The sequence below is a fragment of the Bartonella sp. AA56HLJMS genome, from assembly GCF_042197145.1.
GTDB lineage: Bacteria > Pseudomonadota > Alphaproteobacteria > Rhizobiales > Rhizobiaceae > Bartonella.
The window spans coordinates 93,902-112,936 of record NZ_JBHIRL010000001.1 but is presented as its reverse complement, the minus strand read 5'-3'; the positions used below and the strand labels follow the sequence as shown (position 1 = coordinate 112,936).

The 19,035-nt window shown below is 36.8% G+C and carries 17 protein-coding genes; 10 read left to right on the top strand and 7 right to left on the bottom strand.

The annotated features are described in order from the left end of the window. Positions 1–4 precede the first annotated feature (4 nt). From mnmG to ACFINI_RS00455, 4 genes are read left to right on the top strand one after another with little or no spacing between them, the layout of a single operon-like run. Positions 5–1,873 carry a tRNA uridine-5-carboxymethylaminomethyl(34) synthesis enzyme MnmG gene (gene mnmG, locus ACFINI_RS00470; RefSeq protein ID WP_375611340.1) on the top strand — a complete coding sequence of 623 codons (1,869 nt, stop codon included), beginning with the start codon at positions 5–7 and terminating at the stop codon, positions 1,871–1,873. Next, on the top strand, positions 1,873–2,520 hold the full coding sequence (gene rsmG, locus ACFINI_RS00465; protein WP_375611339.1) for a 16S rRNA (guanine(527)-N(7))-methyltransferase RsmG: 648 nt from the start codon (positions 1,873–1,875) through the stop codon (positions 2,518–2,520). Before mnmG ends, rsmG begins: the two co-directional genes overlap by 1 nt. 6 nt (positions 2,521–2,526) lie before the next feature. Beyond that, positions 2,527–3,324, top strand: coding sequence for a ParA family protein (locus ACFINI_RS00460; RefSeq protein ID WP_273790170.1), 798 nt, complete (start codon positions 2,527–2,529; stop codon positions 3,322–3,324). Between the two features lie 41 nt (positions 3,325–3,365). Continuing rightward, positions 3,366–4,262 carry a ParB/RepB/Spo0J family partition protein gene (locus ACFINI_RS00455; RefSeq protein ID WP_375639853.1) on the top strand — a complete coding sequence of 299 codons (897 nt, stop codon included), beginning with the start codon at positions 3,366–3,368 and terminating at the stop codon, positions 4,260–4,262. 23 nt (positions 4,263–4,285) lie between these two features. Here ACFINI_RS00455 and ACFINI_RS00450 read toward each other — a convergent pair whose 3' ends face one another. From ACFINI_RS00450 to dapF, 7 genes are all read right to left on the bottom strand, one after another. Next, positions 4,286–4,753, bottom strand: coding sequence for a hypothetical protein (locus ACFINI_RS00450; RefSeq protein ID WP_375639857.1), 468 nt, complete (start codon positions 4,751–4,753; stop codon positions 4,286–4,288). 195 nt (positions 4,754–4,948) lie between these two features. Then, positions 4,949–5,446 carry a hypothetical protein gene (locus ACFINI_RS00445; RefSeq protein WP_375629108.1) on the bottom strand — a complete coding sequence of 166 codons (498 nt, stop codon included), beginning with the start codon at positions 5,444–5,446 and terminating at the stop codon, positions 4,949–4,951. 2 nt (positions 5,447–5,448) lie between these two features. Continuing rightward, positions 5,449–6,210 carry a hydroxyacylglutathione hydrolase gene (gloB, locus tag ACFINI_RS00440; RefSeq protein WP_375645372.1) on the bottom strand — a complete coding sequence of 254 codons (762 nt, stop codon included), beginning with the start codon at positions 6,208–6,210 and terminating at the stop codon, positions 5,449–5,451. A gap of 62 nt (positions 6,211–6,272) precedes the next feature. Next, entirely contained in the window at positions 6,273–6,959 is a 687-nt protein-coding gene (locus ACFINI_RS00435) for a septation protein A (protein ID WP_375629102.1), read from the bottom strand. After that, complete coding sequence (ftsY, locus tag ACFINI_RS00430) at positions 6,956–8,209, bottom strand: signal recognition particle-docking protein FtsY (protein WP_375611333.1); 1,254 nt, start codon at positions 8,207–8,209, stop codon at positions 6,956–6,958. The genes ACFINI_RS00435 and ftsY overlap by 4 nt, the downstream gene beginning before the upstream one ends. A 14-nt stretch (positions 8,210–8,223) precedes the next feature. Continuing rightward, positions 8,224–9,507, bottom strand: coding sequence for a tRNA (N(6)-L-threonylcarbamoyladenosine(37)-C(2))-methylthiotransferase MtaB (gene mtaB / locus ACFINI_RS00425; RefSeq protein WP_375645371.1), 1,284 nt, complete (start codon positions 9,505–9,507; stop codon positions 8,224–8,226). Then, complete coding sequence (gene dapF / locus ACFINI_RS00420) at positions 9,507–10,358, bottom strand: diaminopimelate epimerase (RefSeq protein WP_375645370.1); 852 nt, start codon at positions 10,356–10,358, stop codon at positions 9,507–9,509. Before dapF ends, mtaB begins: the two co-directional genes overlap by 1 nt. Positions 10,359–10,583: 225 nt before the next feature. Here dapF and ACFINI_RS00415 point away from each other — a divergent pair, with 225 nt between their 5' ends. The 6 genes from ACFINI_RS00415 to ACFINI_RS00390 all read left to right on the top strand — a co-directional run bounded on the left by ACFINI_RS00415 (position 10,584) and on the right by ACFINI_RS00390 (position 19,031). Then, positions 10,584–11,129: an AprI/Inh family metalloprotease inhibitor gene (locus ACFINI_RS00415; protein ID WP_375620904.1), complete on the top strand. Its 546-nt coding sequence runs from the start codon at positions 10,584–10,586 to the stop codon at positions 11,127–11,129. 98 nt (positions 11,130–11,227) lie between these two features. Then, complete coding sequence (gene zapE / locus ACFINI_RS00410) at positions 11,228–12,427, top strand: cell division protein ZapE (protein ID WP_375645365.1); 1,200 nt, start codon at positions 11,228–11,230, stop codon at positions 12,425–12,427. A gap of 289 nt (positions 12,428–12,716) precedes the next feature. Continuing rightward, complete coding sequence (mdh, locus tag ACFINI_RS00405) at positions 12,717–13,679, top strand: malate dehydrogenase (protein ID WP_375645360.1); 963 nt, start codon at positions 12,717–12,719, stop codon at positions 13,677–13,679. Between the two features lie 86 nt (positions 13,680–13,765). Continuing rightward, positions 13,766–14,962 (top strand): ADP-forming succinate--CoA ligase subunit beta, encoded by a 1,197-nt coding sequence (gene sucC / locus ACFINI_RS00400; protein ID WP_375611327.1) that lies wholly within the window; start codon positions 13,766–13,768, stop codon positions 14,960–14,962. 3 nt (positions 14,963–14,965) lie between these two features. After that, a complete protein-coding gene (gene sucD, locus ACFINI_RS00395) occupies positions 14,966–15,868 on the top strand; it encodes a succinate--CoA ligase subunit alpha (RefSeq protein ID WP_375611326.1) in 903 nt (300 codons plus the stop codon). 163 nt (positions 15,869–16,031) lie between these two features. Continuing rightward, complete coding sequence (locus ACFINI_RS00390) at positions 16,032–19,031, top strand: 2-oxoglutarate dehydrogenase E1 component (RefSeq protein WP_375611325.1); 3,000 nt, start codon at positions 16,032–16,034, stop codon at positions 19,029–19,031. Positions 19,032–19,035: the final 4 nt, after the last annotated feature.

The window sequence follows — 19,035 nt, the reverse complement described above, 5'->3', positions numbered from 1 at the left end:
TTAAATGCAATCATATGATGTTGTTATTGTTGGTGGTGGTCATGCTGGCTGTGAAGCGGCTTCAGCTTCAGCACGTGTAGGAGCCAAAACAGCGCTTGTTACACATAAAATATCAGCACTGGGGACAATGTCGTGTAATCCTGCTATTGGTGGACTTGGAAAAGGGCATCTAGTTCGTGAAATAGATGCGTTAGATGGTCTTATGGGAAGAGCAGCGGATGCTGCTGGAATTCAGTTTAGACTCCTTAATAGACGTAAAGGACCGGCAGTAAGAGGACCACGGACACAGGCAGATAGACAACTTTATAAAAAAGCAATTCAAAAATTATTAAAAGAACAAGAAAATCTTACTCTTATTGAGGATGAAGTTATTGATCTGGTTGTTAAAGATAATTGTGTATCAGGTGTTATTTTAAAAAAACAAGGAACAATTTTTTCTGGTGCTGTTGTTTTAACAACAGGTACGTTTTTAAATGGCTTTATTCATATTGGTAATAAAACATGGGCTGCTGGTCGTATGGGAGATCAGTCAAGTGTAAAACTTGCTGAACATTTGAAAAAATATCATATAAAACTTGGACGATTAAAAACAGGAACCCCTGCTCGTTTGAGTAAAAAAACAATTGCTTGGGAAGCTCTCCAAAAACAACAAGCAGATGAAAATCCCATACCCTTTTCTCTTTTAACAGAGAAAATTGAACAACCACAAATTGAATGTGCAATAACACGTACAAATGAGAAAACACATCAAATTATTCGCGAGAATATTTATCGCTCTGCTTTATATTCTGGAAATATTGAAGGGTTAGGACCACGTTATTGTCCTTCTGTTGAAGATAAAATTGTGAAATTTGGAGAACGTGATGGACATCAGATCTTTCTGGAACCAGAAGGATTAAATGATAATACTGTTTATCCAAATGGTCTTTCTACTTCTCTTCCTGAAAATGTACAAATTTCTCTATTGAAAACCATTGAAGGATTGGAAAATGCTATAGTTTTGCAACCTGGTTATGCTATTGAATATGATTTTGTTAATCCACAACAATTAACGAGAAGCTTAGAATTACGCTCTTTACCAGGTTTATTTTTAGCAGGCCAAATTAATGGTACAACAGGATATGAGGAAGCAGCAGCACAAGGACTTTTAGCTGGATTAAATGCTGCACGTAAAGTAGGTAAATTAGATGAAATACTTATAAGTCGTTCTACTGCTTATATTGGTGTTATGATTGATGATTTGGTTTCACGTGGTGTTTGTGAACCTTATAGGATGTTTACATCACGTGCTGAATTTCGTTTATCTTTACGATCTGATAATGCTGATACGCGTTTAACACCTTTGGCACAAAAATGGGGTATTGTAAGTAAAATACGTTGGGAATGTTATCAGAAAAAACAACAACGGCTTGATCAAGCACGATCAATATGTCAAAATCTTTTTTTAACACCCAATGAAGCTTCTGCTCATGGATTACATGTTAATCATGATGGAATTCGGCGTTCGGCTTATGATTTTCTTGCTTATCCTCATATGACCTTAGAGCGTCTTTCAGATTTTTGGCCACAATTAAAAACAATTGATTCTAAAACAGCAGAATCTTTAGAAATTGAAGCACAATATGCGGTTTATTTAGATAAACAAGCACAAGATATTGCCTCTCTTCAGAGAGATGAGCGTTTAGAAATTCCTTCTTCTCTCGATGTTCAGGCAATTTCAGGTCTTTCAAATGAACTTAAATCAAAAATTCAAGAAGTGTCGCCGCGTTCAATTGCTGATGCACAAAAAATTGATGGCATGACACCCGCCGCGTTATCGCTTATTATTACACATATTCAACGTCAACGACGTGAAAAGGCTAAAACAGCTTAATGAATTTTTCTACAGAAAAAAAATATCAACAATTATTAAATATTGTTCCTTCTGTTTCACGTGAAACGATGGAAAATTTAATTCAGTTTGAGTCTTTAATACTTCAGTGGAATGCACATATTAATTTGATATCTGCTACAACTATACCAGATCTATGGACACGACATATTCTAGATTCAGCACAAATTTTTCCTTTGTATGCTCATTCTTTACATTGGTGTGATTTAGGATCAGGAGGAGGTTTTCCTGCAATTGTGATTGCTATCTTTTTGAAAGAAAAAAAAGCAGGACATATTAATCTTGTTGAAAGTAATGGGAAAAAAGTTGCTTTTTTGCGAACAGTTATTGCTCAACTTAATCTTCCAGCAACGGTTTATCACGCTAGAATTGAAGATATATATCAAAAAATTCCCATATCTGATATTATAACAGCACGGGGATTAGCGCCGCTTGATACTCTTTTACAACTCATTTTTCCTTTATTAACAGAAAAAACAATAGCTCTTTTGCAAAAAGGTCGGGATTACGCTACAGAAATAAAAAATGCCTCTGCCAATTGGCACTTTGATCTGTTAAAACATAAAAGTAAAGTTGATGAAAATTCTGTTATTTTGGAAATTTCTCATATTCGATCATATAGAGGGTAGAGCAAAATGAGCGAAACACGAATTATCGCTATTGCAAACCAAAAGGGTGGAGTCGGAAAAACAACCACAGCAATTAATCTTGCTACAGCTTTAGCGGCTATTGGTGAAAATGTCCTTATTATGGATGTTGATCCACAAGGTAATGCTAGTACAGGTTTAGGGATTGATCGTAATAGCCGTCCTTTATCTTCTTATGATGTTTTGGTTTCGGGCGTTTCAATTACACAGGCGGCTTTAAAAACAGCCGTACCCAATCTTTATATAGTTCCTTCTACACTTGATCTCTTAGGTGTGGAAATGGAAATTTCTTCATCAAAAGATCGCATACAACGCTTACGTAAAGCTCTCTATGATGATCCGGAAATGGAAAAAAAATTCAATTATATTTTAATTGATTGTCCTCCCTCCCTTAATCTTTTAACACTTAATGCTATGGGGGCTGCGGATTCTGTTTTAGTGCCTATGCAGTGTGAATTTTTAGCACTTGAAGGTTTAAGTCAATTACTTGAAACAGTAAAACAAGTGCGATCCGTACTTAATCCATCTTTAGAGATCCAAGGTATTGTTTTAACAATGTATGATGGACGTAATAACCTTTCAAATCAAGTTGTTGAAGATGTACGCTCTTTTATGGGAGATAAAGTTTATCGTACTGTTATTCCACGAAATGTAAGAGTATCAGAAGCGCCTTCTTTTGGCAAACCTGTATTGCTTTATGATCTTAAATGTGCTGGGAGCCAAGCTTATTTGCGTCTAGCATCAGAAATGATTCAACGTGAAAAACAAGCACGTGCTGCTGCTTAAAAATGTAAAATTTTTTGTAAGAAAACTCAAAGAGCAAAATTATGAACGATGATCTATCAAAAAAAAGACTAGGACGTGGATTAGCGGCATTGATTGGAGATATCAATTTAAACAACAATATTGCACGTTCATCAAGCTTTGATAAATTAAATGAATCCGGTAGTCTTTCTGAGCAATTTATTTCTATTGAATCTATTTCATGTAATCCTCACAATCCTCGGCGTCATTTTACTGAAACAGAGCTTGATAATTTGACACAATCAATTCGTCAACACGGTGTGGTTCAACCGGTTATTGTGAGGCCTTTAAGAGATCATCCTCATCGGTTTGAATTGATTGCGGGTGAACGGCGCTGGCGTGCAGCACAACGTGCAAATTTAAGTCAATTACCCGTTATTATTCGTGATGTGGACGATAAAACGGCTTTGGAATTGGCAATTATTGAAAATGTTCAACGTGCAGATCTTAATCCTATCGAAGAAGCAAAGGGATATGAGATGCTTCTAAATGAACATGATTATACGCAAGTAGATTTAGCGCAAGTTATAGGAAAAAGTCGTAGTCATGTTGCAAATACGCTTCGTTTGTTAAAACTTCCAGAAAAAGTACAACAATTCTTAACTGATGGACAACTTTCTGCAGGTCATGCACGTTGTCTTATAACCGTTGATGATCCACAAAATTTAGCTGAGAAAATTATTCGTGAAGGGCTTTCAGTACGTCAAACAGAAATACTTGCATATGAGCAAGCTAATCCTAAAACTAAAAAGCGTACCAATACGGAGAAAGATGCTGAAACAAAATCTTTAGAAAAATTACTTGCAGATGTGATAGGAATGAAAGTTATTATTCGACATGGTAAAAAAGGTGGAGATTTAAAAATACATTACTCTTCATTAGAACAATTAGATGAAATTTGTCGGCGTTTACAAAGTTAATCAATTGTTCTAAAAAGATTTTTTTAACAGTTATCTTTTAAAATTTTTATTATTCTATACATATGCTCTTTAGCAAATTCTATATTGCTTGAAGGTAAAAAGTTTTTTTCATAAGTAGAATTTTCTTCATCAGTAAGTACATACAATGTCGCTTGAAGTGCTAGGTGAGCAATAACAAACTCTTTCGGTGTTATATTATTTTCTTTTAAAATATTCACAAGTTTTGGATTATTAGAAATATAGGCAGCGTATTTTTCAATATTATCATTATAAGTATTGAAGTCACTTTTTTTATTTATTTGTTCTGGTTCTGAAGATAAATTTTTACATTCTATTTTGATTTTTTCCAGCTTTAAAAGAAGATCTTCTGTTAAGGGATAATTTGCAATGAAAGGCGGTATAAAAGAAAGATCATCTATTTCTTGTTTTTTTTCTTGAGCGTATGATGCAAAAGGAAAAATGAAGAAAAAGCACAAAAGAAGTTTAAACATGACTAAAAATTATCCTTTCTTTTTTGAATTTCAATAAATATTTTTTCGTCTGTTATTCTTTATTTTTATAAAAACATTTGTTAAATATAGTCGAAATAAACACAATTATTAGGAATGATAAAAACACGGTGATTTTTAATGCACGGACTTTTTTATTAGATTAATGGGATGATATTTTTAATGTGTCATAGCTGATTAGTTGCTCAAAATGAGTTTTTCACAGCTATCTAAAAGAATTGTCGCTTTAAAAAAATGTTTTTTAACAAATTCAAGATTGTTTAGAAATATAGTATTTTTCTCAGTAGAATATTCCTTTTCAGGTACAAATATGAGAAGCGTTGATATTTCTTTAAGAGCTAAGGTTCCTGAAGCAAAATCTTTCGATGTTATATTATTTTCTTTTAAAATATTTACAAGTTTTGGTTTACTAGAAATATAGGTAGTGTAATTTTCAATACTAGAGTGGATACTAGAATCATAAGTTATAAGATTATTTTTTGTTTCTGGAAGTAAGTTTTTACATTCTTTTTCAATTTTTTCCAGCTTTAAAAGAAAATCTTCTGTTAAGGGATAATTTGCAATGAGAGATGATATAAGAGAAGAATTATCTGTTTCCTTTTCCTCTGCCCTTGTTAGTTGAATATGTATCACGAAAAGAAAAAGGAGGAACAAACGTAATACGAACTTAAGCATGGTTAAAAATTATCCTTTCTTCTTCGAATTTCAGCAAAAACTTCTTCATCTGTTTCTTCTTCCATTACAAGGTTTCTTCGCAATACACTATCATCCCAGCGGAGAAAGGGATTGGTGGCTTTTTCTTGCCCTAAGGTTATTGGTAAAGTCATAGCGTTTTTTGCACGTAGCAAAAAAACTTCCTCTATTCTTTGGTGGAGTTTTTTATTATGTGGGTCAATTGTTAGTGCGAAAAGAGCGTTATTTTTTGTATATTCATGTCCACAATAAAGAAGTGTTTCATCAGGAAGTTTACGAAGTTTTTTTAAAGAATTCAGCATTTGTGCTGGTGTTCCTTCGAAAAGACGTCCACAGCCCAATGAAAAAAGTGTATCTCCAGCAAAGAGTAAATTATTTTCAGGAAAATAGTAAGATAATGCGCCTAGAGTATGACCAGGTGTTGAAAGAGCTAAAAGAAGGTGTGAGCCAAAAGAAAAACTTTCATCAGGTTGAAGTGTTTTATCAAGATGATCAATCTTTTCTTTTTCTGCTTCTGGTCCGATAACCGTAGTGTTGTAAACTTGTTTTAATTCTGATAGGGCTTCTACATGGTCGTGATGATGATGAGTTACAAAAATAGTGTCAAGTGTCCAATTGTGGCGCTTTAAGGCGTTGTGAATCGCTTTGCCTTCAGGAGCATCTATTGCAGCTGTCATACCACTTTTTTCATCATGAAGGAGTACACCGAAATTGTTTTCTCGACAAATAAACTGTTCAATCAACATATTTTTTCTCCCGAACAGTGTTTGGCGATGAATCTATAAAATAATCGGTAGTGATGATTTTTTTAAGAATCAGATTTGTCCTCTTCTGTAAAAAGTCCTTTTGAATGTTTTATAATTATAGGCATTTGGGTAAGCATGAAAAGGACTGTTATAGGCATGACGCCAAATACTTTGAAACTTGTCCAGAAATTATCGCTAAAATTACGCCAAATTATTTCATTCAAAATGGCAAGAAAAATGAAAAAAAACGCCCAACGATAGGTAAGTTTTTGCCAACCTAAATCATCAAGTTTTAAGGTAGAATCAAGAGCATAACGTAAAAGTGGTTTTTTAAAAAACATCCCACCAAAAAGTATAAAAGCAAATAAGCTATTAATGATTGTTGGTTTCATTTTTATGAAAGTTTCATTATGAAGCCAGAGAGTTAGAAAGCCAAAAACTAAAACAAATATTCCTGAAATAAGAGGCATAATAGGAATTTGTCTTGCAAGGATCCATGATAAGTTTAGGGAAATAATAATAGCTACCATAAAAATAGCTGTTGCAGGGAAAATAGGCTTACTAAAATTTTGAAAAAATCCAATGTTTTTTATCAGCCATTCTCCCTTATAATTGGCAAAAAAGAAGGCAACCAATGGACCCATTTCCAAAAGAAACTTAAGTGTTGGTGAGAGAGAATTTTTTTTATTGTTATTCATCTTTTTTTCAGAATTATTGTGTAAATTAGGATTAGATAAAGGCTGTTTCATGCGTGTTTTCCTGCAATAGTTTCGGCAAAGTCAGAAGCAGAAAAGGGTTGAAGGTCTTCAATATCTTCTCCTATACCGATAAAATAAACGGGTAATTTATATTTTGCTGCGATAGCGACAAGAATTCCTCCTCGTGCAGTTCCATCTAGCTTTGTCATAACTAAACCATTAACACCAGCAATATCACGGAAAATGTCCACTTGGTTGAGTGCATTTTGTCCGGTTGTTGCATCAAGAGTTTGAAGGATTGTGTGGGGTGCTTGGGGGGTGTGTTTTTTTAAAACACGAATAATTTTTGCCAACTCATCCATTAATTCAGATTTATTTTGTAAACGCCCTGCTGTATCAATAATTAATACATCACTGTTTGTTTTTTTTGCTTTTTCATAAGCATCAAATGCTAAGCTGGCGGCATCTGCACCCAATTTTGTCGAAATAACAGGAGAATTGGTACGTTCACCCCAAATGTGTAGTTGCTCAATAGCAGCGGCTCGGAAAGTATCACCTGCTGCCAGCATAACTTTTAATCCCCCTTCTGTTAATTTGGCTGAAAGTTTTCCAATAGTTGTCGTTTTTCCAGTGCCATTTACACCTACCAGCAAAATAACATGAGGTTTATGGCTGAGATCAAGTTCTAATGGTATTGCAACAGGTTCCAGAACTTTTTTGACCTCATCAGCTACAATAGTATGAATATCATCTGGGGAGAGGTTTTTTCCGTAACGACTGGAAGCTAAAGTATTTGTGATGCGTGTTGCCGTCTCTACACCTATGTCAGCTTGGATAAGAATATCTTCGAGCTCTTGCAATGTATCTTCATCAAGTTTTCTTTTAACAAAGAGATCGCCAATTGATCCGCTTAGGCGTTGTGAAGAAAGGGATAGGCCTTTTTTAAGGCGCCCAAACCACGCTGTTTTTTTTTGTTCAACAGAAGGTTCAGATAAAATTTCTTCATTCTTTTTTTCACGGATGTTGTCTGTGACAATAATTTTACCAGAAAAGGGAATTTTATCAGAATGGGATTCTAGAAATGGAGATTTTTCATCATATTTTGTAAGTATTGACTCTGGATTTTTTGTTTGTTCTTCTTTTTCTGTGTTTATAGAGATTTGATTATTTTTTGTCTTTTCATTTTTGTCTTTATTTTCTTCTATTATATCGCTTTTATCAGGAATAGAAATCTGTTGTTCAATTTCTTGCTCTTGAGATTTGTTAAAAGAGAATATTTTTTTTATAAAAGATTTAGTCATAAGAATTCTCCTGCTCAAGCAGCGTTTAATTTTGGAGGGACAGCAATCAATTTATCGCCATCATGATCAACGATAAGGGCTTGAACAATTGTTCCTGCTTTTGCACCTTTAACTTGTACAAGAGTATAATCTTCTGTTCGTCCGATTTCATCTTTTTCAACGAGAATTGTTTGTAGACTGTTTTGTAAATGAGCAAGATGCTTTTTGTAAGCCATATCACCTGCTTTACGCAATTTTTCAGCACGCAGCTTAATTATTTTACGGTTGATTTGTGGCATACGTGCGGCAGGTGTTCCTTCTCTTGGACTAAAGGGGAAGACATGGAGATGGGTTAAATTACAATCTTTGATTAAGGCAAGACTATTTTGAAACATCTCTTCTGTTTCTGTAGGAAAACCAGCAATTAAGTCGGCACCATAAACCATTGTAGAACGTTTGGCACGCAATTCTTGGCAAAATTGAATGGCATGTTCGCGCAGATGACGCCGTTTCATCCGTTTTAAAATCATATTATCACCTGCTTGCAAAGATAAATGCAAATGGGGCATGATTCTTGTTTCATAAGCTAAAAGATTTATGAGTTCTTCGTCTGCTTCAATAGAGTCAATAGATGAGAGGCGTAATCGGGCTAAGTCAGGGACATGATGCAAAATAGCTGAAGTTAATTTTCCTAGAGTAGCTTTTCCAGGAAGATCGTGGCCATAACTTGTAAGGTCAACACCTGTAAGGACCACTTCTTGGATACCCCCACCTATCAGCTTTTTAATTTGTTCTATGACAGCACCCATGGGAACTGAACGAGATGGTCCTCGTCCATAAGGAATAATGCAAAATGTACAGCGGTGATCGCATCCGTTTTGTACCTGTACAAAAGCGCGGGTGCGCTCTTGCATTGCACTGACCATATGTGGAGCAATTTTTTGTACTTCCATAATGTCATTGATATGCACCTTTTCAGAATGATTAATACCAAAATCAGGAAGTTGACGATAAGAATGAGCGTGAAGTTTATCTTCGTTTCCTAAAACAAGATCTACTTCTGTCATTGAGGCAAAATTTTGTGCTTCTGTTTGGGCTGCACACCCTGTTACAATGATACGCGCATGAGGATTTTCACGTCTTGCTTTGCGGATAGCTTGTTTTGCTTGTCGTACGGCTTCGGCAGTGACAGCACAGGTATTAAAGATAATAGCACCATCTTTAAGTTGATCTAGCCCTGAAGAAGTACTTTCTTTGCGAATGATTTCCGATTCGTAGCTATTAAGTCGACAACCAAAAGTTACAATTTCTATTGCCATCAGGAGTGATCCTTTTTGTAGCACCCTGTTAAAGGGCTTAAAAAACCACTAAAGTGATATTTAATTGGTCCTGTCATGATAATATGATCGTCTTCTCGGTAAAAAATATTAAGTGTTCCCTTTGGTAAATTTACATCAACATGGCGCTCTGTAAGTCCACGACGATAAGCAGCCACTGCACTTGCACAAGCAGCACTCCCACATGCTTGTGTTAATCCTGCCCCTCGCTCCCATGTACGTAAATTTAGACTTTTCTTTGACGTTATGCAAGCAATGGAAATATTGCACCGTTCGGGAAACAGGGGATCATGTTCAAGTTTTGGCCCATATTTTTCTAATGGAATATGTTGAATATCATTTTCAACAAAAAAGATAGCATGGAGATTGCCAATGGATATGAGACAAGCGTCTTTTAGGGGACCAGCCATAATTTCTACGTGATTGGTATCAACTATTTCACGTGAAACAGGCATCTCTTTTACACTGAAATTTGGGCATCCCATATCAACAGAAATGAGATTATCGGTTTGGTATTTTCCTTCAATAATTCCAGCGGGAGTTTCTAAATGAAATTTTTCACCAAAATTGTGATCTTTAAGCCATGCGATGACACAGCGGGTACCATTGCCACAAGCTTTAGCCATTGATCCGTCGGCATTCCATATTTCTATGCGGAAGTCGGTTTTTTTCTGGGTTGGTGTGTGGATAGCCATGATTTGATCAAAATGCATTTCAGGATCTGCCGACAAAGCAAGGATTGCTTGTGGTGTAAGAGCGTATGTGCTTTCACGCATATCAACAACAATAATTTGATTTCCAAGACCGTCCATTTTGCTAAATGGCGTTTTCATGAAACTTCTCTATTTCTAATGATTACTTATAAAAAGATATATGACTGAAAATATTATAAATTTCTAGTGTTTAATAAATATAAAATTGGGTACATAAATTATTTCTTTTAAAATAAGTGATTTTAACCTGTTTTTTTTAATTTGTTAATTTATCTTTGTAACTATAACAAATATTCGCTTAATTTTTTTGTGAACTTATTTATTGTCGTGGGAGAGAGTACAGACATGGCGTTTTCAAAAGTTTCGTTTTTCGTTGCACTATCAACTGTAATGTTTTTAGGGGGATGTTCAACAACACGGTTTGATGGTAATGACGATGGTAACGCATTAGAAGTTTTTTATCCATCTCAACAAATGACAATATTAGAAGCGTCTGATCTGTCGTCTACTTCTTCGTCGATATCTGAAGATGCAAACGCTCCGATGTATGAAAAAGGAGATTCTCAGAGCGATGGACGAATGGCTAGTCTCGAATTGCCAAGTAATGCCACTGATTTATTTCCTGCAAGTGTTGCTGGGGTATGGAATCTTTCTATGGGAGGAAAAGTTTGCCGGATTGCAACTCCACAAACAAAGTTTGGACAAGGGTACCGTGCTGGTCCTTTACACTGTCCAGGAATTGCTTCCCAAGTGAGATCGTGGGCTGTTAAAGGAAAAAGATTATATTTTTATAATAACTCTGGACGAGTTATCCTCGTTCTTTATTCTTCAAATGTTGATCGTTTTGAGGGACGTACACTTGATGATCATCCCGTTATTTTAAGTCGTTAAATCATTTTTGATCGTTTATGATAAACTAAACTAGACGGACAGATTCTTGAAAAGTATTTGTATTTTTCATTGAGATCAGTTTGAAAAAGGCTTTTTGGATGATTCTCGTTTCAACACGTTATAAGGAGCTTGTCGCTAAAGGAGAGGTTTGTTTTGATCCCGCTCAATTAGCTATAACAGAATATTTTGATCATTTATTAAAAAAAATTGCGGAACAAAATATCTCTCATTCTTTGCCTTGGATATTTTGCTCTTTCTTTAACAGAATATTTAAAAGGAAAAAACAAAATATTTCTTGCGTTGTAAAACAAGGAGATGAAACAGGTTTTTTTCAGGGACTGTATATTTATGGTGAAGTAGGACGGGGCAAAACCATGCTGATGGATTTGTTCTTTTCTTGTTTGCCTAAAGGTCATAAAAAACGTGCCCATTTTAATGATTTTATGGCTGATGTGCATGAGCGTATTAATTCTTATCGTCAAGCATCTGGGTGTACAAAATTTAAACAAGATAATCCTATTTTAGCTGTTGCTGAAGATCTTGTACGAGAAGCAAAAGTACTTTGTTTTGATGAGTTTAGTGTAACGGATATTGCTGATGCTATGGTATTGGGGCGGCTTATTTCTGCTCTGTTTGATAAAGGAATTTTCTTTATTGCGACTTCAAATGTGGCGCCGGATAACCTTTATTGTAACGGTTTGAATCGTGAGCTCTTTTTGCCTTTTATTCAAGTTTTGAAAGCATATGTTCGTGTTGTTAATCTTGATGCAAAAACAGATTATCGCCTTGAAAAATCAAATCTACAACAGATGTATGTATCGCCGTTGGGGGTCCAAGCAAATGAATATATGGATCAAGCATGGGCACTTGTATTGCAAGGACATAAGGAGATGTCTGATGAGCTTTCTATAAAAGGGCGCTTTATTCCTATTCCGCGCTTTGGTGCAGGATGTGCTCGTTTTGATTATGGGGATTTATGTGCAAAGCCTTTGGCCGCGGCTGAATATTTGTTATTAGGAGAGCATTATCATACGATTTTTATTGATAATGTACCGGTCATGGATGATACATGTCGCAATGAAACAAAACGGTTTATTTTGCTTATTGATATTCTTTATGAGCGGCATATACGGTTGTTTATGTCGGCAGCCGCAGGGATAGGGGATTTGTATAAAGGGCATGCGCAGATTACGGAAACATTTGAATTTCAAAGAACACAATCACGTCTTTTCGAAATGCAAAGCTACGATTATTTAAAACTTTGGGAAGAACATTTTCTTTTGAAGAAGAAGCATTGATTATACTTTTACCTTTACGTAAACTGTCAAAACAATAACTTTTTGAAATTAAAGAAATATAATAATTCTGTTGTATTTTTTTTAAATTCACTTTATCGATACATCGTGATAATTTTCTAATAGTTGTTTCAGCGGAGGGTTGTTGTTTCTGTAAGGAGATAAATTTGTAAATTTCATTTCTTTACTCCTTTTTATGATATTGTTTGAATATGGTTGAAGTCAAAAATATTCAGTATACGGACGTTGATTGGGTGTGCGCTGAATTATCTAAAAGTTAGGAAAAAATAAAATGGCACGGAAAAAAATAGCTCTCATTGGTTCAGGTATGATTGGTGGTACTTTAGCACATATTATTGGGCTTAAAGAGCTTGCTGATGTGGTCTTATTTGATATTACAGAAGGTGTGCCACAAGGTAAGGCTCTAGATATAGCCGAATCTTCTCCCGTTGATGGTTTTGATATCAGTCTAAAAGGTGCTAATGCTTATGAAGCAATTGAAGGTGCTGATGTTGTTATTGTAACAGCAGGCGTTGCGCGAAAACCTGGTATGAGCCGTGATGAACTTTTGGGCATTAATTTAAAGGTTATGGAACAAGTTGGAGCTGGAATTAAAAAATACGCTTCTTCAGCGTTTGTTATTTGTATTACCAATCCCCTTGATGCGATGGTGTGGGCATTGCAGAAATTTTCAGGTCTCCCTACACATAAAGTGGTTGGGATGGCTGGTGTTCTTGATTCAGCGCGTTTTCGTCATTTCTTATCTGAAGAATTTAAGGTCTCTATTAAAGATGTGACAGCGTTTGTTTTAGGGGGCCACGGTGATACAATGGTTCCTCTCGTGCGTTATTCAACGGTTGGTGGTATTTCTTTGCCTGATCTTGTAAAGATGGGCTGGACAACACAGGAAAGAATTGATCAAATTATCCAGCGTACCCGTGATGGCGGTGCAGAAATTGTTGGTTTGTTAAAAACAGGTTCTGCTTATTATGCACCAGCAGCTTCTGCTGTTTCTATGGCTGAGGCTTATCTAAAGGACACTAAGCGTGTTGTGCCTGTTGCAGCTTATCTTTCAGGAGAATATAGGGTTAATGATACCTACGTTGGTGTTCCTGTTGTACTTGGTGCAGGTGGTGTTGAACGAGTCATTGAAATTGATCTTGATAAGGAAGAAAGAGGTGCTTTTGATCATTCAGTAAATGCGGTTAAAAAGCTTTGTGAAGCTTGTATTGCTCTTGTACCTAGTCTCAAGTAAATTGAACAAGGTTTAATTCATTAAAATAAGTATAGAATATTAAAACTTTAGGATTAATAAGATCCATAAAAGAAAAGGACAAATGCATGAATATCCATGAGTATCAGGCCAAACGTCTGCTTCATGAATATGGAGCACCAATTGCAAATGGTGTCGCTGTTTATTCTGTAGAGCAAGCTGAAAAATGGGCGGAAAAATTGCCCGGACCTCTCTATGTGGTTAAAAGTCAGATACACGCTGGTGGTCGTGGTAAGGGTAAGTTTAAAGAACTTGGTCCTGATGCAAAGGGTGGTGTTCGGCTTGCACAATCTGTTGAAGAAGTTGTCGCAAATGTTCAAGAAATGCTTGGAAAAACTTTGGTAACTAAACAAACTGGTCCAGAAGGTAAGCAGGTCAACCGCCTTTACATTGAGGATGGTGCCGATATTGAACGAGAGCTTTATCTTTCACTTTTGGTTGATCGTAGCGTTGGTCGAATTGCTTTTGTTGTTTCAACAGAAGGGGGAATGGATATTGAAACGGTTGCTGAAGAGACACCAGAAAAAATATTCACGCTTCCCATTGATGCTGGAGAGGGTGTTACTTCTGCTGATTGTGCAAGACTTTGTGATGCGTTGAAACTACAAAGTAGTGCGCGAGAAGATGGTGAAAAACTTTTTCCGATTCTCTATAAGGCATTTTGTGAAAAAGATATGAGCCTTTTAGAAATCAATCCGCTTATTGTGATGAAAGATGGTCATTTGCGTGTTCTTGATGCGAAAGTTTCTTTTGATAATAATGCTCTGTTTCGTCATCCAGATATTTTAGAATTGCGCGATCTTTCAGAGGAAGATCCAAAGGAAATAGAAGCATCAAAGCATGATCTTGCTTATGTTGCTCTTGAGGGTACGATTGGTTGCATGGTTAATGGTGCTGGGCTTGCTATGGCAACAATGGATATCATTAAGCTTTATGGAGCAGAGCCAGCGAATTTTTTGGATGTTGGTGGTGGAGCATCAAAAGAAAAGGTGACAGCTGCTTTTAAGATTATTACGGCCGATCCAAATGTTAAGGGCATTTTGGTTAACATTTTTGGTGGTATTATGCGTTGTGATGTCATTGCTGAAGGTGTGGTTGCTGCTGTTCGTGAGGTTGGTTTAAAAGTTCCCTTGGTTGTTCGTCTTGAAGGCACTAATGTTGAGCAGGGTAAAGCAATTATTAATGAGAGTGGTTTGAATGTTATTCCTGCTGATGATTTAGATGATGCTGCCCAAAAAATTGTTGCAGCCGTGAAGGGAGCTTAAGCTATGTCGATTCTTGTGAATAAAGAGACAAAAGTTCTAGTTCAAGGGCTTACAGGAAAAACAGGAACATTTCATACAGAACAGGCGCTTGCTTATCATGGTACGCAAATGGTTGGTGGCGTTAATCCTAAAAAGGGTGGAGAAACATGGGAAGGTTCAAAAGGTGAAACTCTTCCTATCTTTGCTAATGTTGCAGAAGCAAAAGAAAAAACAGGCGCGGATGCTTCCGTTATTTATGTTCCTCCTGTAGGGGCTGCGGCAGCTATTATAGAGGCTATTGAAGCTGAAATTCGTTTAATTATCTGTATTACGGAAGGTATTCCCGTTATGGATATGGTTAAAGTGAAGGCGCGATTAGAAAACTCAAAGTCTCGTCTTATTGGTCCTAATTGTCCCGGTATTCTTACACCAAATGAATGTAAAATTGGTATTATGCCTGGTTCTATTTTTAGAAAAGGTTCTGTTGGGGTTGTCTCGAGGTCGGGAACTTTAACTTATGAAGCCGTTTTTCAAACGAGTCAGGAAGGTCTCGGACAAACGACTGCTATAGGGATTGGTGGCGATCCTGTTAAGGGCACTGAATTTATTGATGTGTTGGAAATGTTTTTAGCGGATGATGAAACCGAGTCTATTGTTATGATTGGTGAGATTGGTGGTTCTGCTGAAGAAGAAGCAGCACAGTTTTTGCAAGATGAAGCAAGAAAAGGTCGTAAAAAGCCAGTTGTTGGCTTTATTGCTGGCCGTACGGCTCCTCCAGGACGTACAATGGGACATGCTGGTGCTGTTATTTCTGGTGGTAAAGGTGGAGCAGAAGATAAAATTGCGGCAATGGAATCAGCAGGGATTCGTGTGTCTTCTTCGCCATCACAGATAGGTAAGACTTTGATGTCAGTTTTGAAAGGCTAAAAGAAAGTTTCACCTGAATAAGAAAAGGTTCTTAGATTCAGGTGAAAAAGCTTGAGTATAAAAAGGTAAAACTTTTTTGAATGTTCGAATCACTGCTTGTTTGTAAGCATTTAAAGGTCAAAAAGAGATATAAGGAGACGGAATAAATGTTCCGGAGAAGTATATGGCAAGGCAGGACGAAATAAATAGCCTTTTTGCACAGACATCATTTCTTTATGGTGGGAATGCGGATTATATAGATCAACTTTATGCTCAATATGAAAAAGATCCTACCAGTGTTGATTCACAGTGGCGTGCTTTTTTTGAAGGACTTCATGATAATAAAGAAGATGTTCTTAAAAATGCTGAAGGAGCAACATGGCAGCGTGATCATTGGCCATTAAAAGCAGAGGGTGAATTGGTTTCTGCTCTTGATGGTGATTGGTCTTCTCTTGAAAAATATCTTGGCGATAAATTAAAGGAAAAAGCAATAACAGGTGCTGCACAAAAGGGAAAAACTTCCAGTAAACAAGATATTATTCGTGCAACACGTGATTCCGTTCATGCAATTATGATGATTCGTGCGTTTCGAGAACGGGGACATCTTCATGCGCAGCTTGACCCTCTTCAATTGGCCGAAAAACAAGAAGATTATAAGGAACTTTCTCCAGAAGCTTATGGTTTTACTCCAGCTGATTACGAGCGTCCCATTTTTATTGATAATGTTTTAGGGTTGGAATATGCAACTATTCCGCAAATGCTTGAGATTCTCAATCGTACCTATTGTTCAACAATCGGTGTGGAATATATGCATGTTTCTGATCCGGTTCAGAAAGTATGGCTTCAAGAACGCATTGAAGGGCGAGATAAAAAAAATTCTTTCACACAACAAGACAAGAAAGCTATTCTGAATAAGCTTATTCAGGCAGAGGGATTCGAACAGTTTTTAGACACTAAATATAAAGGTACAAAGCGTTTTGGACTCGATGGTGGTGAGGCGCTGATTCCCGCTCTTGAACAGATTATCAAATGTGGTAGTGCTTTGGGGGTTAGGGAAGTTATTTTAGGAATGGCACATCGTGGTCGTTTAAATGTTCTTTCACAAGTTCTTGCCAAACCGCATAGGGCTATTTTTCATGAATTCAAAGGGGGATCTTACAAGCCTGATGATGTGGAGGGATCCGGTGATGTTAAATATCATTTGGGAACTACCGCTGATCTGGACTTTGATGGTAAAAAAGTTCATTTATCACTGTTGGCCAATCCATCTCATCTTGAGATTGTTGATCCGGTTGTTATGGGAAAAGCACGTGCTAAACAAGATCAACTTATGGGACCTGCGCATACTGATTTACTCCCATTAAGTGAGCGTTCAAAAGTGATGCCATTGCTTATTCATGGTGATGCCGCTTTTGCAGGACAAGGCGTTATCCAAGAAACTTTTGGTCTTTCAGGTCTTAAAGGTTATCGTGTTGCAGGCTCACTTCATGTTATTATCAATAACCAGATTGGTTTTACAACATCTCCACGTTTTTCACGTTCTTCGCCTTATCCATCAGATGTCGCAAAAATGATTGACGCACCAATTTTCCATGTGAATGGTGATGATCCTGAGGCAGTTGTTTTTGTTGCCAAAATAGCAACAGAGTTTCGCCAAATTTTCCATAAACCAGTGGTTATTGATATGTTTTGTTATCGCCGTTATGGGCATAATGAAGGTGATGAACCTTCCTTTACGCAGCCGCTTATGTATAAAGCAATACGTAATCATAAAACAACACTTCAACTTTATAGTGACCAATTAGTAGCAGAAGGAATGGTTACTTCAGAAGAAATTGAGCAACAAAAAAAATTATGGCGCGATAAGCTTGAAGGTGAACTTGAAGCAAGTGCTTCTTATAAACCTAATAAGGCTGATTGGCTTGATGGAAGCTGGACGGGACTCAAAGCTTTTAGTAGTTCTGATGAGCAGCATTCTAGAACAACTGGTGTTGAATTAAAAACTTTAAAGGAAATTGGTCAGAAAATTGTTGAAATTCCGGCAGATTTTCACGTTCACAAAACCATTCAACGTTTTTTAAATAATCGTGCTAAAATTTTTGAAACCGGTGAGGGTGTTGACTGGGCAACTGCTGAAGCTTTAGCTTTTGGTTCACTTTGTTTGGAAGGAGCACCGGTTCGTCTTTCCGGTGAAGATGTTGAACGGGGAACTTTTTCACAACGTCATTCAGTTCTTTATGACCAAGAAAATGAGGCGCGTTATATTCCTTTGAATCATTTACAAAAGGGGCAAGCGCTTTATGACGTTGTTAATTCTATGCTTTCTGAAGAAGCTGTTCTTGGTTTTGAATATGGATATTCTCTTGCTGAACCACGAGGATTAACACTTTGGGAAGCACAATTTGGTGATTTCTCTAATGGTGCACAGGTCATTTTTGATCAATTTATTTCATCTGCAGAGCGTAAGTGGCTTCGTATGTCTGGTCTTGTGTGTTTATTGCCTCATGGTTTTGAAGGGCAAGGGCCGGAGCATTCTTCTGCACGTTTAGAACGGTTTCTTCAACTTTGTGCGGAAGATAATATGCAGGTTGCTAATTGTACAACCCCTGCAAATTATTTTCATATTTTGCGTCGACAAATTAAGCGTGATTTCCGGAAGCCATTGATTTTGATGACACCGAAATCACTTTTACGTCATAAGCGAGCTGTTTCTCTTCTCAATGAAATGGGGCCAGAAACAAGTTTCTGTCGTGTGTTGCTTGATGATGCAGAATGTCTCAAAGATTCTGTCATTAAGTTGCAAAAAGATAATAAGATTCGCCGTGTCGTTCTTTGTACTGGTAAGGTTTATTACGACCTTTATGAAGAACGTGAAAAAAGGGGTATTGATGATGTTTACCTCCTTCGTGTTGAACAGCTTTATCCTTTCCCTGCAAAAGTTTTGGTGAATGTGTTATCGCGCTTTTTGCAGGCGGAAGTTTTTTGGTGCCAAGAGGAACCAAAAAACATGGGGGCTTGGTCATTTATTGAGCCTTATTTGGAATGGGTTTTGACGCATATTAATGCGCAATATTCACGTGCTCGTTATGCAGGACGTCCTGCGAGTGCGTCACCGGCCTCTGGGTTAATGGTGAAACACCTTGAACAACTGGCTGCGTTTCTTAAAGACGCGTTAGGTTCTTAATTTA